Annotated in this window: 13 protein-coding genes; all 13 read left to right on the top strand. The window is 34.7% G+C overall.

All coding sequences use genetic code 11. The features are described from left to right. The first annotated feature begins 17 nt into the window (after window positions 1-17). The 13 genes from ACGG81_RS13370 (at window position 18) to ACGG81_RS13310 (ending at window position 15,762) form a co-directional block, all read left to right on the top strand. Window positions 18-1,238 (top strand): glycosyltransferase family 4 protein, encoded by a 1,221-nt coding sequence (locus tag ACGG81_RS13370; protein WP_117577509.1) that lies wholly within the window; start codon window positions 18-20, stop codon window positions 1,236-1,238. A 2-nt stretch (window positions 1,239-1,240) separates the two neighbouring features. After that, complete coding sequence (locus tag ACGG81_RS13365; protein ID WP_390108802.1) at window positions 1,241-2,317, top strand: glycosyltransferase family 2 protein; 1,077 nt, start codon at window positions 1,241-1,243, stop codon at window positions 2,315-2,317. A gap of 1 nt (window position 2,318) precedes the next feature. Next, a complete protein-coding gene (locus ACGG81_RS13360; protein WP_390108800.1) occupies window positions 2,319-3,404 on the top strand; it encodes a glycosyltransferase in 1,086 nt (361 codons plus the stop codon). Window positions 3,405-3,422: 18 nt separating this feature from the next. Further along, on the top strand, window positions 3,423-4,493 hold the full coding sequence (locus ACGG81_RS13355; RefSeq protein WP_270457429.1) for a hypothetical protein: 1,071 nt from the start codon (window positions 3,423-3,425) through the stop codon (window positions 4,491-4,493). A gap of 16 nt (window positions 4,494-4,509) precedes the next feature. Further along, window positions 4,510-5,919, top strand: a complete 1,410-nt coding sequence (locus tag ACGG81_RS13350) for an O-antigen polymerase (protein ID WP_008977244.1) — start codon at window positions 4,510-4,512, stop codon at window positions 5,917-5,919. Beyond that, window positions 5,916-7,367, top strand: a complete 1,452-nt coding sequence (locus tag ACGG81_RS13345) for a flippase (RefSeq protein ID WP_390108797.1) — start codon at window positions 5,916-5,918, stop codon at window positions 7,365-7,367. Before ACGG81_RS13350 ends, ACGG81_RS13345 begins: the two co-directional genes overlap by 4 nt. A 277-nt stretch (window positions 7,368-7,644) precedes the next feature. Next, window positions 7,645-8,754: a DegT/DnrJ/EryC1/StrS aminotransferase family protein gene (locus ACGG81_RS13340; RefSeq protein WP_116441386.1), complete on the top strand. Its 1,110-nt coding sequence runs from the start codon at window positions 7,645-7,647 to the stop codon at window positions 8,752-8,754. 29 nt (window positions 8,755-8,783) lie between these two features. After that, window positions 8,784-10,307 (top strand): O-antigen ligase family protein, encoded by a 1,524-nt coding sequence (locus ACGG81_RS13335; protein WP_390108794.1) that lies wholly within the window; start codon window positions 8,784-8,786, stop codon window positions 10,305-10,307. A 14-nt stretch (window positions 10,308-10,321) separates the two neighbouring features. Continuing rightward, window positions 10,322-11,119 carry a sugar transferase gene (locus ACGG81_RS13330; protein ID WP_390108793.1) on the top strand — a complete coding sequence of 266 codons (798 nt, stop codon included), beginning with the start codon at window positions 10,322-10,324 and terminating at the stop codon, window positions 11,117-11,119. After that, window positions 11,119-12,276, top strand: coding sequence for a pyridoxal phosphate-dependent aminotransferase (locus ACGG81_RS13325; protein ID WP_390108790.1), 1,158 nt, complete (start codon window positions 11,119-11,121; stop codon window positions 12,274-12,276). Before ACGG81_RS13330 ends, ACGG81_RS13325 begins: the two co-directional genes overlap by 1 nt. Window positions 12,277-12,342: 66 nt before the next feature. Beyond that, the gene (locus ACGG81_RS13320; protein WP_390108788.1) at window positions 12,343-13,512 is read left to right on the top strand and encodes an acetyl-CoA carboxylase biotin carboxylase subunit family protein; all 1,170 of its coding nucleotides are present in this window, start codon (window positions 12,343-12,345) and stop codon (window positions 13,510-13,512) included. 15 nt (window positions 13,513-13,527) lie between these two features. Then, on the top strand, window positions 13,528-14,019 hold the full coding sequence (locus ACGG81_RS13315) for a GNAT family N-acetyltransferase (RefSeq protein ID WP_390108785.1): 492 nt from the start codon (window positions 13,528-13,530) through the stop codon (window positions 14,017-14,019). A 606-nt stretch (window positions 14,020-14,625) separates the two neighbouring features. Beyond that, window positions 14,626-15,762, top strand: coding sequence for a CDP-glycerol glycerophosphotransferase family protein (locus tag ACGG81_RS13310; protein ID WP_390108782.1), 1,137 nt, complete (start codon window positions 14,626-14,628; stop codon window positions 15,760-15,762).

Genomic DNA, 15,762 nt, shown 5'->3' with positions numbered 1-15,762 from the left:
TTTATTGGAGCAGAAATATGAAGAAAATTGCAGTGATTACAATGGGAGTGAAGCTGAACAATGAGAAGGGATACACGAGGTTTAAGTTTTTATCAGAGTTCCTTGTGGATGCCGGATATGAGGTCGATCTGATTACGACAACGTTTCAGCATTGGGAAAAGGCACAGAGAAATATTTCCGAAATACAGAAAACAAAATATAAATTTCATTTAAAATTTATCTATGAACCGGGATATAAGAAAAACATTGATCTTAAAAGGGTGTACAGTCACAGAGTTGCGGCAAAGAATCTGACAGCACTTTTAGAGAAGGAAGGAGACTACGACCTGATCTACTGTGAGATTCCTCCAAACGATGTGGCGCTTGCTGCGGCATCTTATGCAAAGAAAAAAGGAATTCCATTTGTGCCGGATGTCAATGATCTTTGGCCGGAAGCGATGCGTATGGTATTGGATATTCCGGTTGTGAGCAGCATGATCTTTCATCCGCTACAGAGAGATGCGGAGAAAGTATATTCGCTTGTATCGGGAATCGTGGGAACTTCTGATGAATACCGGGATCGCCCGTTAAAAAACCAGAAGTTGGATGTTCCAAAAGTGACCGTTTATGTCGGGAATGAAATCAAAGAGTTTGATGCAGGTGTGGAAAAATACAGTCCGGAGATCGAAAAAGAAGAGGACGAATTCTGGGTGACTTATGCGGGAACGATCGGAACAAGTTATGATATCCGGACACTTGTTCTGACAGGAGAAGAACTGATCCGAAGAAGAAGGCTGAATATCAAGATCAAAATTCTAGGCGGAGGCCCGCTGAAAGAAGAACTGGAGCAGCTGGCTAAAGAGCATCACTGCAAAAATGTAGAGTTTGTCGGCTATATGCCATACGAAAAGATGGCGGCATATCTTGCAAAGTCAGATATTGTTGTCAATTCGTTTGTAAAGAAAGCGCCACAGAGTATCGTCACAAAAATCGGTGATTACCTTGCTTCCGGACATCCGATGATCAATACTTGCATGAGTCCGGAGTTCCGAAAGAAAGTAGAGACAGATGGATTTGGAGTCAATATTATGCCGGAAGATGAAGAAGTTCTGGCAGATGCGATCGAGAAGCTCTACGAGAATGAAGATGTGCGGAAAGAAATGGGAAAACAAGCGAGAAAGATTGCCGAAGAGCAGTTTGACAGACCAGAGTCTTATAAGAAGATTGTAGAGTTAATTAGGGAGTTGACAGAGAAGTAAGTATGAAACCATTTTTTAGTATTGTAATGCCGGCATATAAAGCCGAGAAATATATTGCAGACACGTTAGCATCCATTGGAAAGCAGACTTTTTCAGATTGGGAATGTATTGTGGTAGAAGATGGTTCTCCGGACCGTACAAAAGAGATTGTAAGAGAAGCCGCAACAAAAGATTCCAGAATCCGCTTAATTGAACAGCCAAAGAATTGTGGGGTCAGCGAGGCGAGAAACCGAGGGATCCGAGAGGCTACTGGAGAATATCTGTGGTTTGCAGATGCAGATGATACGGTCGATGAAGACCTGCTTGAGAAAGTATATCAATCGTTGCAGAAGAACCGGGCAAAGCTTGTACTGTTTGGAATTGTTGTGGAATATTATGACCGGCAGGGGAATTTTTCTTACAATGAAATCAGGGTTCCTGAAGAAATGTATCTAACAGATCCAGAACAGATTCATCAGCAGTTGATTTATATGGAGAGAGAGACACTGTATGGATATCCGTGGAATAAGGTATATGATCTTCAATACCTGAAGCAGCTGGGAATTACTTTTGACGATTATAGAAATGCAAAGTTTATAGAGGATATCTGTTTTAATATTGAATTTTGTATGGAGATAGACAGTATGAACTTGCTGGATTTTGCCCCTTATCACTATGCAAAGAGAGTGAACGGCAGCCTGACAAATGAATTTGTTCCAGATTACTATCATTTTTTGCGGAAGCGGATTCAGAAGTTGTATGAGCAATGCACTTACTGGAAAGCAGATACAGAAGAAAACAGACAGATTCTTGGGAGCCTGTATGGAAGGTATATTTTATCTGCCATGGAGAGAAACTGCGATCCACGTTCTGGGATGTCGCATCGGGATCGAAAAGACTGGTGTAGGAAGTTATTTGTAGATCCATTATTTTTGGACTTAGTGATGGATGCCAAGGCATCTGACAGCAGAATGTTAAAAATTGCGTTACGGATCCTGAGAACAAAAAGTAGATTTCTCTGTCTGAGTTTTGCAAGAGCAATTCATATTGCCAGAAATCAATTTCCGATTTTTTATTCCAAAGTGAAGGCAGGGCGTTAAGATGAGTGAAAAGCAAAGAGTATTGGTATATGGAATGTCAGATAATCCAGGAGGAATTGAGACTTATCTGCGGAATCTGACAAAAGAGCTTGCGCCGGAAATCGTCCTGGATTTTGTCACAGATTTTCCGGGAGTTGCATATGAAGAGGAGTTGAAAAGTTATGGCTCTAGGATTTATTATATTGGAGCCAAAAGTCAGGGATTGTTAAAACAGTGGAAGCAATTTAGAAAGTTGCTAAGGGAACATCCAGAGTATCAGACGGTATATGGAAATATTTTGAATGCAGGTGCTGTCTTTACTTTGATCATTCCATGGATCCACAGAAGAAAGATTGTGATTCACAGTCATAATGGGGCAGCAGATAATGAAAGACTTCATAAAATTTGCAGACCGTTTCTCAATGGTATTGCAAAACAATTTGTCGCCTGCTCAAAGCTTGCGGGAAGTTTTATGTTTGGACAAAGAATTATGGAGCACAAAGATGTATTGATCATGCCAAATGCGATTGAAGCAGAAACATATGCATATGATCCAATCGTTCGGGAAGAAGTCAGGCAAGAATTGGGGATCAAAGAGAACTTTGTAATCTGCCATGTGGGGAGAATTGCACATCAAAAAAATCCGAAAGGTGTGATCGATATTTTCAGCAGCTGTCTGGAGGAAGAAAAAGACTGTGTACTTTTATATGTCGGAACAGGAGAACTGGAACAAGAAATAAAAAATTATGCAGCACAAAAAAGGGTTGCCGACAAAGTAAAATTTCTGGGAGTCAGAAAAGATGTTCGAAGACTGATGCAGGCGGCAGATTGCTTTTTGTTGCCGTCCTTTTATGAAGGTCTGCCGATTGTTGCAGTCGAAGCTCAGGCAGCAGGTCTTCCGTGTTTTCTCTCAGATCAGATCAGTGAGGAGACAAAGCTTTCAGATCTTGTGGAATTTTTGAAACTTGGCGATACTAGATTGTGGAGAAATGCAATATTGGAAAGCCGGGGAAAAGAAAGAAAATCTCGTCTGCAGGAGATCATCTGTGCGGGATATGACTTGAATCATCAGGAGAAAAAAATAGAGCAATTAAAAAAGAAATTTTAAGATATGGGGAGTATCAGTGTGAAAAAATATTGTATTGTAGAAAAGGGATTAAACGAACAGCATGCAGGTTCTAAAGCAAGAAATGACGTGGCAGATACACTGATCAAAGAAGGATGGAATCCTCTGCGTGTCAGCCCTCCGGTCGTAAAGGAGAATGTAAGTTATGCAGAGCGGATCCGGATGGGATTGGTTCTGATGAAAGACTGGAGGAAGGTTACAAAAACAGTTAAGGAAGAAGATCAGATTTTGATCCAGTATCCATTGGAGATGTATCCAAAGGTTGCAATGTTGGCGCTTAGATATATCAAACAGTTAAAAAGAAAAAAAGTAAAGATTATTATCTTGATTCATGATATAGAAAGTCTTAGGACACAAGATAAAAAGCAAAAAGAATGGTATCAGCATGCAGAAAAGACATTTCTGTGTCTGGCAGATGATGTCATCGCTCATAACAAAAAGATGATCGGATATCTCAAAAAAATAGGGTTGGATACGAGAATACATGCTCTTGAGATATTTGATTATCTGGTGGAAGCGGAAAGTATCCAAAAAGCCGAAACAAAAGAGAATCAAAATGCAGTTATTATTGCAGGGAACTTGTCGGAAGAAAAAGCGGGATATGTGTATCAGCTGGATCAGGTGAATGCAGACTTTCGCTTATATGGCCCAAATCTGAACACAGAGGCGATTGGAACAGGCAATATTACTTACAAAGGTTCTTTCCCTCCAGATGACCTTCCGCGTGTATTGCACGGGAAATTTGGACTTGTGTGGGATGGAAAAAGTATTGACGAGTGTGGCGGAGAATTTGGGCAATATATGCAGTACAATAATCCGCATAAAACATCACTATATTTGGCAAGTAAGCTTCCGGTTATTGTATGGGAGAAAGCAGCGATAGCAGAATTTATCAGAGAGAATCAGCTGGGAATACAGGTGGGGTCTTTAAGAGAGATTCCAGAGAAACTGGCTGCGCTTACTGGGGAAACATATGACGAGATGCTTCAGAACGTGTCTGCTATGGGAGAAAAATTGCGAAAAGGAGAGATGTTGAGAAAAGTTCTGAGAGAGATAGAGAACTTAGAATAGGAGGAAATAAGAACCTATGTTGATTTATTTATTATTTGGACTCTTAGTAGTCTTATATGGAATACTCTATGTAAAAGTGAATAAAGACATATTTACTCCGGCGCTGCTATTTTTGTTGGCGTACATAGTGAGTGTGGGATGTGCATTATTTAATGTAGAACGATGGGGAATTTCTATGATTCCAATGACATTTTTTGTGCTTTTAATCGGAGCAGCGGAATTTGTTGTGATTGGTGTTGCGATTGACAGGAAATATAAGAAAAGATACGAGGGTACCAGAAAAAAAATCGCAGTAAAAGAAATTGATCTTCCATGGTGGAAAATTATAGCTGCAAGTGCATTTTGTGCGGTTTATATTGCATTGTTGTATTTTAACATGATTGAAATTGCAAGCAGAAATGGAAAATTCAACACACTTTCGCAAGCACTTAATATTTTTAAAGAAGTAACTTCAGTTACTTTAAAAGAATCATTGCCATGGTGGCTTGGACAGGTAGAGCGAATCGCTATGTTATGCGCGTATATTTTCTTGTATATTTTTGTCAATAATCTTGTTGCAACAGGGAGAAGAATGACAAAAGAAAAAGCTTTAAAGTTAGGGGCGTGTCTTCTTCCGGTTTTGCTGCATCTCTGTAATGGATTTTTAGTCTCAGACAGATTACAGATGCTTCAAATTCTAGTTGGAGGAATTGTTATTTACTTTTTGATTTGGTCATACCATACCGGGAAAGCATATATCTCTATCAAAACAATAGGAATATTAGCAATTGCCGCTTGTGGAGGATTGGTTCTTTTCTATTTAAGTGCCAGCCTCGTAGGAAGAATTAACACAAAAGGATTGCTGGAGTATATTACCTTTTACTGTGGCTGTTCTATTGAGTGTTTGAATCAGTTTTTCAAACATCCACCCGCAGCTTCAGAAATCTTTGGAAAAGAAACTTTTTATAACTTAAATTTAAAATTGTATAATTTAGGCTTATTGAACTTAGATAAATTTTATCCGATTCACTTGGAATTTAGATATTATGGGGATGTCATGGTTGGAAATATTTATACAGCATACCGCAGGTGGATCTATGATTTTGGGTATATCGGAGCGATGATCCTGCAGGGAGTGATGGCAGGAACAATGAGTGTTTTTTACAACAAATTAAAATATAGAACTTTTAAGAATACGGGATTTTGGTTAGTATTGTATTCTTACATAGTTTATACGATTGTATTTCATCCAATCGATGGATACTTCTATTTGCAGGGAGTTAGCCAGACTTTTGTGACAACACTGATTTTGCTTGCACTTATGTATTGGTTTTTTGTTACAATGAAGGTGAAATTCAGAGGTGGATTCACTGTATATATTAATGAAAAATGGAAGTTTGAGAAATTTCGTTTTTCAAAGAGTAAGGAGAAAAAGAACAATAAATGAGAATCAGAACAGTAAAATTTAATTTCATTATGAATGCTATTTTGACGGTCTCGTCCATTTTATTTCCGCTGATTACATTTCCGTACATATCAAGAGTTCTTCTTGTAGAGGGAAGTGGAAAAGTGGCATTTGCGACATCCGTTGTTTCTTATTTTACAATGTTTGCAACATTGGGAATTCCGACTTATGGAATTCGGGCTTGTGCACGAGTGAGAGATGATAAGGAAAAACTCTCGCAAACTGTGCAGGAGTTATTAATCATTAGTGGGATTACAACAGCAATCACATATGCTATATTTTTTATTCTTTTATTTATTATACCACAATTTGCAGGACAAAAAGAACTTCTCATTGTCATGGGAGTAAGCATAGGGTTAACAACAATAGGGGTGCAGTGGTTTTATAGTGCTCTGGAACAATATTCTTATATTACGGTCTGTGCGGTTCTGTTTAAAATCATAGGTCTTATTCTAATGTTTTTATTAGTGAAAGAGCCCAAAGACTATATTATTTATGGATCAATTCATGTAGTCGGAAGCTTTGGATCTTATATACTTAATTTTTTGCGCTTGAGAAAGTTTATTACATTAAAAAAGCAGAATAAGTATAATTTAAGACAACATGGAAAAGGGATTTTGACATTCTTTTTACTTTCTGTTGCAACAAGCGTATATTTGAATTTAGATCTGGTGATGCTTGGGTTCATGAAGGGGGATGTGGAAGTAGGTTATTACAATGCAGGGATAAAAGTAAAAACAGTCCTTGTAACAAGTGTAACATCATTGGGAACAGTTCTTCTTCCGAGACTTTCTTATTATATTCAACAAAAGAAGAAAGAAGAATTTCAAAGAATGGTTACAAAAGCATTTCAGTTCGTACTGGTTGTTTCAATTCCTATGACAGTATATTTTATTATTTATGTAAAAGAATCTATACTGTTTCTTGCGGGAGAATCATTTTTGCCAGCGACAGCAGCCATGATTATTTTAATGCCTACATTGATTTTGATTGGATTGTCTAATATAACGGGAATTCAGATATTAACACCGCTAGGAAGAGAAAGTAACGTTGTATGTTCAGTTGCAGCGGGAGCAGTATTAGATTTCGTTTTAAATCTAGTATTAATTCCGAAGTTTGGTTCAACAGGAGCTGCATTTTCAACAACTATGGCAGAATTACTTGTATTGATTGTGCAGTGTATATATTTGAGAAAGCAGTTGTGGGAAATGGTAAGACATGTTCAAGTGTGGAAAATAGTTGTGGCAATTATGTTCGCATCTATAGTTGGAGTAATATTCCAGAATAAAATAACAATGAATGTGTTTGGAACATTATGTGTATCAGCCATTTTATTTTTTGGAGTATATGGGGTCATTTTGCTGATATTAAAAGAAGACTTTGTATCTGATACTGTAGAGTCATTATTTAAAAAAATATGGAGAAAATAGGGGATGAGGAAGAATGAGGATAAATTGTAAAGATTATTGGAATGAGGTATAATGGTTTCAATAAGTAACCACTTGTTTGAGGGAGTAGATTATTGTTGATAGTTCAATTGTACAGCATTCAGAAAGAATGGGGTGCTTTTCTTGTGCGAAATATTTAGAGTTGATTCCCTTATAGGAGTAAAATATTCGACTTGAAGTATCCGTTTTACCAGACTTAATATATTAAATTATGGAGGAAGTTAAGAGCATAAAGTAAATACAAAAGATGGAGGGAAAAATGGCTATTTATGTGACTCAATCTTCTATGCCTGACTTAGAAGATTATATTAAAGAAATTAAACCAATATTTGAAAGTAAAATTTTAACAAACATGGGACCAATCTATAAAAGGTTTCAACATCAATTAATTGAGTATTTAAAGGTTCCGTATTTATCTTTATTTGTGAATGGGCACATGGCATTAGAGATGGGAATGCAAGCTATGGGATTAAATATTCCGGAGGGAGAAGTGATTACAACACCCTTTACATTTGTTTCCACAACACATGCAATTTCAAGAAATGGGTTAACACCTGTATTCTGTGATATTAAGCCGGATGATTATACAATGGATCCAGATAAAATTGAAGAATTGATTACAGATAAAACTGTGGCAATTATGCCAGTGCATGTGTATGGAAATGTTTGTGATGTAGAGAGGATAGAACAAATTGCAAAAAAATATAATCTAAAGGTTATTTATGATGCGGCACATGCTTTTGGATGTACTTATAAGGGGATAGGAATTGGGAATTTTGGTGATGCATCAATGTTCTCTTTCCATGCGACAAAATGTTTTCATTCGATAGAAGGTGGTGCGGTAGCATTTAAAGATTCTTCCTACAGAATCAATTTACATGATTTGAAAAATTTTGGGATCCATGGACCAGATGATGTAGTCAGTATTGGAGGAAATGCAAAACTGGATGAGTTTCGTGCTGCAATGGGTATTTGTAATCTAAATAGAATTGCTATTTGTATTGAAAAGAGAAAGCAAGTTTATCAAAGATATATAGAAAGACTATCAGGAATAGATGGAATTAAATTATGTTCACTTCAAGAAGATGTAGAACCCAATTACGCTTACTTTCCGGTATATTTTTCGAAAGAACAATTTGGGAAAAATAGAGATGAAGTAGATGAATTGCTTAAAAAGAATGAAATATATGCAAGAAAATATTTTTATCCGGCTGTAAATGATATGACTTGTTATAAAGATCAATATAGTAAATATGAGACACCTATTGCAAGGGATGTTTCTTTAAATATTTTGACATTACCGTTATATGAAAACTTAGAATTGACAGATGTGGATAAAATTTGTGATGTGATTTTGTCTAAAAAATAATATTACATATATGAAGTAGGAGAAATTAGATGACGTTTAGTAAACATAAATTGAATTTCAAGAAAATAATTACCGTTTTTGGCGCGTACATGATTGCTTTTTTTCTGCTTGTAAGTACTGGAGGGGCATGGGCATGTGATGTTTCATTATCATTAGAACAAGAACAACTTTATTGGTGGCTGTTAGCTGCTACGATTATTGTAAGTTTAGGATTGTTCTTGCTAAATACAAATAAAGTAAATCATTTGTCAATTAATAATAAGAAAAAGATTTTTTTATTTTTTATATGTTGTATTACATATATATATCAGTTTCAAGGAAACTTTAATTGGTATTTTTCTTTTTTCTTTTTATTAATTGTTTGGTTTATGTTTTTTTTATATCAAGCAGAGGATTCCAATATTGTTTGGAAAGCGTTCATAAATATTGCTGTGATATATGCTATAATTTCATTGATTTTTTATTTAGGAGGGACATGTCTAACACTTATTCCGGAAAGTGGACGAACTTCTTTGATATGGGGAACTTGGACTGAGGATATACGCACGTTTCACAATATATATTATGAGTCTCAAAAGCTTTATCTAAATGAAACACTTTATATACCAAGAAACTGCGGTATTTTTCCGGAAGGACCAATGTATAATTTTGTTTTATGTGTTGCTTTGGCAGGTGAAATGTTTCTTTTACAAAAAACACATTGGTGGAAAGTGATTTTATTGGGAATTACAGCATTAACTACTTTTTCAACTACAACTTATGTATTTCTCATCGCGGTATTTGTTTTATATTTAGCAAAAATAGTTTTTTCTCAAAAGGAAAAATCTATTCATAAACTTGCATTTTTGCTTTTAGTTTTGTTGGGAGTTGTTTTGGTAGTAGGTATCTTATTGAATAAGTTGACGACTCCATCAGGGGCGGGATCAATGAATGTTCGAACGGATCATATAATGGCATGCTTCAAAGCATGGTTGGATTCCCCTATTATTGGTGTGGGGTTTGAAAATCAAGAAGCAGTGTTGGCTTTTGCTGAATATAAGCAAGGAATGAGCATGGGACTGGTATATTTTATTGCCTGTGGTGGTATTTTGATGACAAGTCTGATAGTGATTCCATATATCATGAGCGGAATCCATGCATTTAAAACAAGAGAATATAATGAATTTATTTTTGAAACATTGTATTTATTGTTATATTTTATTACTGCTGTTACGACATATCCAATTCTTAGATTTTTTATAGCATATATTTTAATTTGTGATTATGAAGAAAGTCCTTATACAAAAAAGGAAGATTGGTTACAGAAAAAATTATATATATTTTTTACGGCGAGAGATTGTGGTATAGAAACGTATAAAGAAATGATTAAAAGAAATAGAAGGATGGTTTGTGTGACATCCATTGTAATTTGCCTAGCAATAGGCATTCTTCTAGTACTTAAAGAAAAAGCCTTTTCTGCGATGATTATAGTTTACAGTTTTATCGGATTTATGAGTAGTGCTTTATTTATTTTATTGTTGTTGTATCTTAGATTAATTATTAAAAAGAGTTAGAAAATGGGGGAAATATGAAACTTTTTGATTACGATAAACTTTCTGAAGAAAAAAAACTTGAGATTGCAAATTTAATTAAACAGGATAATCTTCAAAAATCCAATGAAAAATATCCGAATCTTAATGTGAAAAACACATTTTATACCTGTTTTGGAAAAAGACTAATAGATCTTTTTATTTCAGGGATTGCATTACTTGTGTTTTTCCCTATAAATCTTTTCATTGGCATTGTTACAATGTTTGATGTTGGATTTCCAATTTTCTTTAAACAAAAAAGAATAGGAAAAAATGGAAAACCATTTACCATGATAAAATTTCGTAATATGACAAACAAAACAGATGAAAATGGTAATCTGTTGAGAGCTGATTTACGAGTAACAAAGTGGGGACGTTTTGTACGTTCTACTTCTTTGGATGAGTTGTTGAATTTCGTAAATATTTTTAAAGGTGATATGTCAATTATTGGCCCACGCCCTTTGCCTTTGGTATATGAGGGAAGATTTAATCGTTATCATGAGGCACGGCATATGGTAAAACCTGGATTAGATTGTCCATTACGTGATCCATCTAAGATTATGACATGGGAGAATCGTTTGGAAAATGATGCGTGGTATGCAGAACATATTAGCTTTATGACAGATATGAAGTTGTTATGGTTACTTTTTAGAGAAACCCTTTTTGGAAAGGATAAGACTACTAGAGCAGATGGATTTAGTGAGGGAACATTTATGGGATATTTTGAAGATGGGACAGTTATGGACTCTAATCATATTCCAGAGAAATATTATAGAGAAGTACTAGGAGAAAAATAATGAGAATATCAGACATGGCGAATCGGATTCAGCCTTCGCTTACAAGAAAACTATTTGATATGGCAAAGCAATATGATGATGTAATTGATTTTACTTTGGGTGACCCTGATTACGAGACACCGGATTATATAAAGAAAGCAGGATGTGAGGCTATTCTAGGTGGAAAAACAAAATATTCTGCGAATGCTGGGCTGCAAGAATTAAGAAATGTGATTTCAGATAGAATAAAAAAAGAAACAAATATAGTATATAATCCAGAGAAAGAGATTCAGATTACAGTAGGGGCAATGGAAGGAATATATCTTTCCCTATGTTGTCTGATTAATCCAGGAGAAGAAGTCATCATTCCGACACCGTATTGGGTGAATTATAAACATATGACAGAAATATTAAATGGGGTACCAGTGTTTGTAGCTGCGGATGAAGAACATGACTTTATTGTAACGGCTGATGCTGTCAGAGCTGCTATAACAGATAAAACTCGTGTAATTATCATTAATTCGCCTAATAATCCGACGGGAACGGTTTATGATTATGACACCCTTTTAGCAATCAGCCAGATAGCTATTGAAAACGATATTACGATAATATTTGATGAATGTTATAAAAGCATTTTATATGATGGAGCAAAATTTGTATCTATTTTGGATTGTCCGGGAATGAAAGAACATGCGGTAATTGTAAATAGTTGTTCCAAAAGATATTCTATGACTGGGTGGAGATTAGGATATCTTGCAGGACCTGAAGAACTGATTACAAATTTACCTAAATTGCAAGAGAACATAGCGGCATGTGCGCCTCTTCCATCACAGTACGCTGCAATTACAGCGCTTTCAGGAGATGATAAAGCTTCTGATGATATGCGTAATGGCTATGAGTTACGCCGTAATGTTCTTGTAGAGGGAATTAATTCGATTGATAAACTTAGTTGTAAATATCCAAAGGGAACTTTCTATGCAATGGTGAATATCCAAAAGACGGGATTGAAAAGTGAAGAGTTTGCTTATGAGCTTTTACAATCTGTTCAAGTAGCTGTTGTTCCGGGAATTACATATGGAGAGGCGAGTGAAGGGTATGTGCGCATTGCTTATACCATGCATGAAGATAAAATCAAAGAGGGTCTTCGAAGAATAAAACAATTTGTAGACAGTTTATAGTGAAAATAAAAAATATACGAGAAATGGAGAAATATAATGAAGAGATTACTAATGCTAGGTGGGTCCATGCAACAAATTCCAGCAATTAAACAGGCAAAAAAAATGGGTCATTATGTAATTACATGTGATTATCTTCCAGATAATCCGGGACATCAATATTCTGATGAATTTTATAATGTAAGTACCACAGATCTAGAGGGAGTGCTTGCATTGGCAAAGCGATTAAAAATAGATGGTATCGTAGCATATGCATCTGATCCGGCGGCACCGACGGCAGCTTATGTTTCTGAAAAACTTGGACTACCGGGAAATCCATATAAGTCTGTAAAATCACTGACAGAAAAGGATTTATTTAGAGAGTTTTTAAAAGAAAATGGGTTTAATACACCTGAAGCATGTGGGTACTGTACTTATGAAGAAGCCATTTCTGATATTCAACGTTTTCATTTTCCAATCATGGTAAAACCTGTTGATTCTTCTGGAAGTAAAGGTGTTGTTAAAGTATATGAGAAAGATGGTGTTAAGGCTGCTGTAGAAGAAGCGTTATCCTATTCGCGAGGGAAACGTTTTATCATTGAGGAGTTTATTGAGAAAAAGGGGTACCAAATTTCAGGAGATGGATTTTCTGTTGATGGGAAATTAGTATTTACCAGTTATGGAAATGAACTTTACAGCGGAAAAGGCACAAGAGAATATGTAGCTCTCGGTGAATTTTGGCCTTCTTTATTGACGGTAGAACAAAAACGAAAAGTAGATGATGAATTGCAACGTTTAATTACAGCTCTTGGCATGAAAACAAGCGCTTACAATATAGAGGTCATTTTAGATAAAGATGATGTTCCATATATTTTAGAACTTGGGCCGAGAAATGGTGGAAGTTATATTCCGCAGTTAATTCAATATGCTACAGGTGTAGATTTGATTGATTATACCATTAAAGGTGCACTGGGAGAATCGTGTGAAGAACTCAAAATGACTCCAACAACAGGAGTATGGAGCAATTACATGATTCTAAGTAAACAGACAGGTATTTTTAAGGAACTTCATTTTGATGAGAACTTTAAAAAGAGTAATCTGTTAGATGTGTACTGCACAGCAAATACAGGAGAAAAGGTATTTGCATATCAAAATACGACTCATTCTTTGGGTACAATTTTGTTTAAAGCAAATACGGTGCAAGAAATGATTGAGATTACAGATAATATTGAAAATTATTATCAAGTGATAGTGGAGTAGAAAAGGAATTTAAGAATGGATAACTTTCAAAAGGAAGAAAAGAAGAATCTTTTTAGTGGAGAGACATGTAAGTTTTGTATAAAACAAGTTTATGAGAAGACAGAAAAATTAGAATACATTTCTGAATGTGATAGTGCGTATACAATTAGTGTGTTAAAAAGAAAAAATTTTTCTGAACTTTTCGAAAAGATTGATGGAAAAGCTGTTTTTTTAGGTCTGAAATATGAATCAAAATTGGCGGGATATGCAGCTATGTATGTAAATGACACAGAAACTTATATAGCATATATTACCTTAATTTGTATTTCAAATGAGTATCAGGGATTACATTTGGGATCACAAATGATGGAAGAATGTATTAAAATAGCTAAAAAAGCAGGAATGAAACAAATTCGACTTCAAGTTCTTAAGCAGGACAAAGGTGCAATTCAGTTTTATAGAAAATGTGGTTTTAGAGAGGAAAAGAAAGAAATGCAGCAAAGTATTTTTATGAAAAAAATATTGTAAAATATGATCATAAAAGCACATGATATTTTCTAAGCAGAAAAAAGGTAAGAGGATGTAAAATGGTTAAAACTTTTGAGAATTGTATATATTTTTTGTTCTAAAGGGAAATATTATGTTTGATAGTTCTTTGAGAAAAGTTATTCAGATAACGCAAAGTACATTTATGAATATATTAATACAGACTATTCTGGAAAGTATAAAATGGTTTGAGGATTTAGGAATCTAAAATAATATGAAGGATTTCACAGATTGACTTCGATAAAACATCAATCTTTTATAGTGGTTTTGTCAACACATAGTGTTGAGAACGGTTATGTATTTTTATCATATATGTAATTATGAAAAAATTAAATTAGTATCATGAAATGATATGTGGAAAGAACATACAAAAGAAGAGGAGAGGTAGTGGAATCTAACACTAAAATGAATCAAGCTCTACATCGTTTTAGAACTGGACATATTTGTGCATCAATAGTATTTCAAATGGGCAATACCGATTATGTTTGAGATTACTCAAAACAGAAGAGAATATGGGTTTGCAAAAAAGGTAGAAATGAAGGTGTAATTCAGTTTTATAGAAAATATAATTTTAGAGAGGAAATTAATGTGAAAAGATTGAAGTGGGTTATTAAAGAAATTATTAAATATATAGGGATTCGTTGCATGAGTATGGTAGTAAGTTTATTATACGTTTTTCCTATTAAACAAAATAGAATTATTTTACATAGTTTTAACGGAAAACAATATTCATGTAATCCGAGATCAATTTCAGAATATATTGTCAAACACTATCCAAACCAATATGAAATCATTTGGGCATTTAATGAACCTAACAAGTTTTTATTTTTAGAAAAAGATGGAATAAAGATTGTTAAATATCGTTCTATAAAAAGAATCTTTTATGAAGCAACTGCCCAAATAAGTATAAATAATTGTGGTTCTTATAGTTGGATTCCATTGCGAAAAAAGCAAATGCATATTAATACCTGGCATGCAGGAGGGGCATATAAAAAATTACAAAATGATATTTTTGTAGATGCAAACCGAAAAAAAACAGCGAAGGAAACGTCACATATGTTGACAAGTGGAACTCTATTTACAAAGTATATGATACAACAGACTTTTAATTTTGAAGGAGAAATATTAAAAATTGGAATGCCAAGAAATGATGTGTTATTTTCTGAAAAAGATATGAATGAGCGGGCTGAAAAAGTAAAAGCATTTTATAAAATCCCATCAGATAAATTTATTGTCTTATATGCACCAACATGGCGTTTTGATGGAAATATTCCGCAACCAGATTTCAATATAATTACAGATGCAATTAAGAAACGATTTGATAGAGAGGTGGTTATATTTGTGAGGAATCATAATTATTCAAATAATAAGTACTCCGGTGCTGTTGATGTATCTGAGTATATGGATATGCAAGATCTGTTATGTACATCGGATATGCTAATTACAGACTATTCCTCTTCGATTTGGGATTATTCGTTTACAAATAGACCCTGCTTTTTATTTGTTAATGATTTAGAAAAATATGGAGCGGATCCCGGATTTTGCACGGATATTCACAACTGGGGATTTCCGATTTGTTTGAATAATTCTGAATTGTGTGATGCAATTAGTTCATTTGACGAAAGAGTTTTTAAACAAAAAATGAAAGAAAAGCATGAATATTATGGTTCATATGAAACAGGAACTGCAACTGAAAAGTTTTGCCAGTTGATATTAAGAAAGTAG

Origin of the sequence: Faecalimonas umbilicata, from assembly GCF_042846195.1 — a bacterium.
Classification (GTDB): Bacteria; Bacillota; Clostridia; order Lachnospirales; family Lachnospiraceae; genus Faecalimonas; species Faecalimonas umbilicata.
The sequence above is the reverse complement of the archived record's forward strand: the minus strand, read 5'-3'. Positions and strand labels throughout refer to the sequence as shown.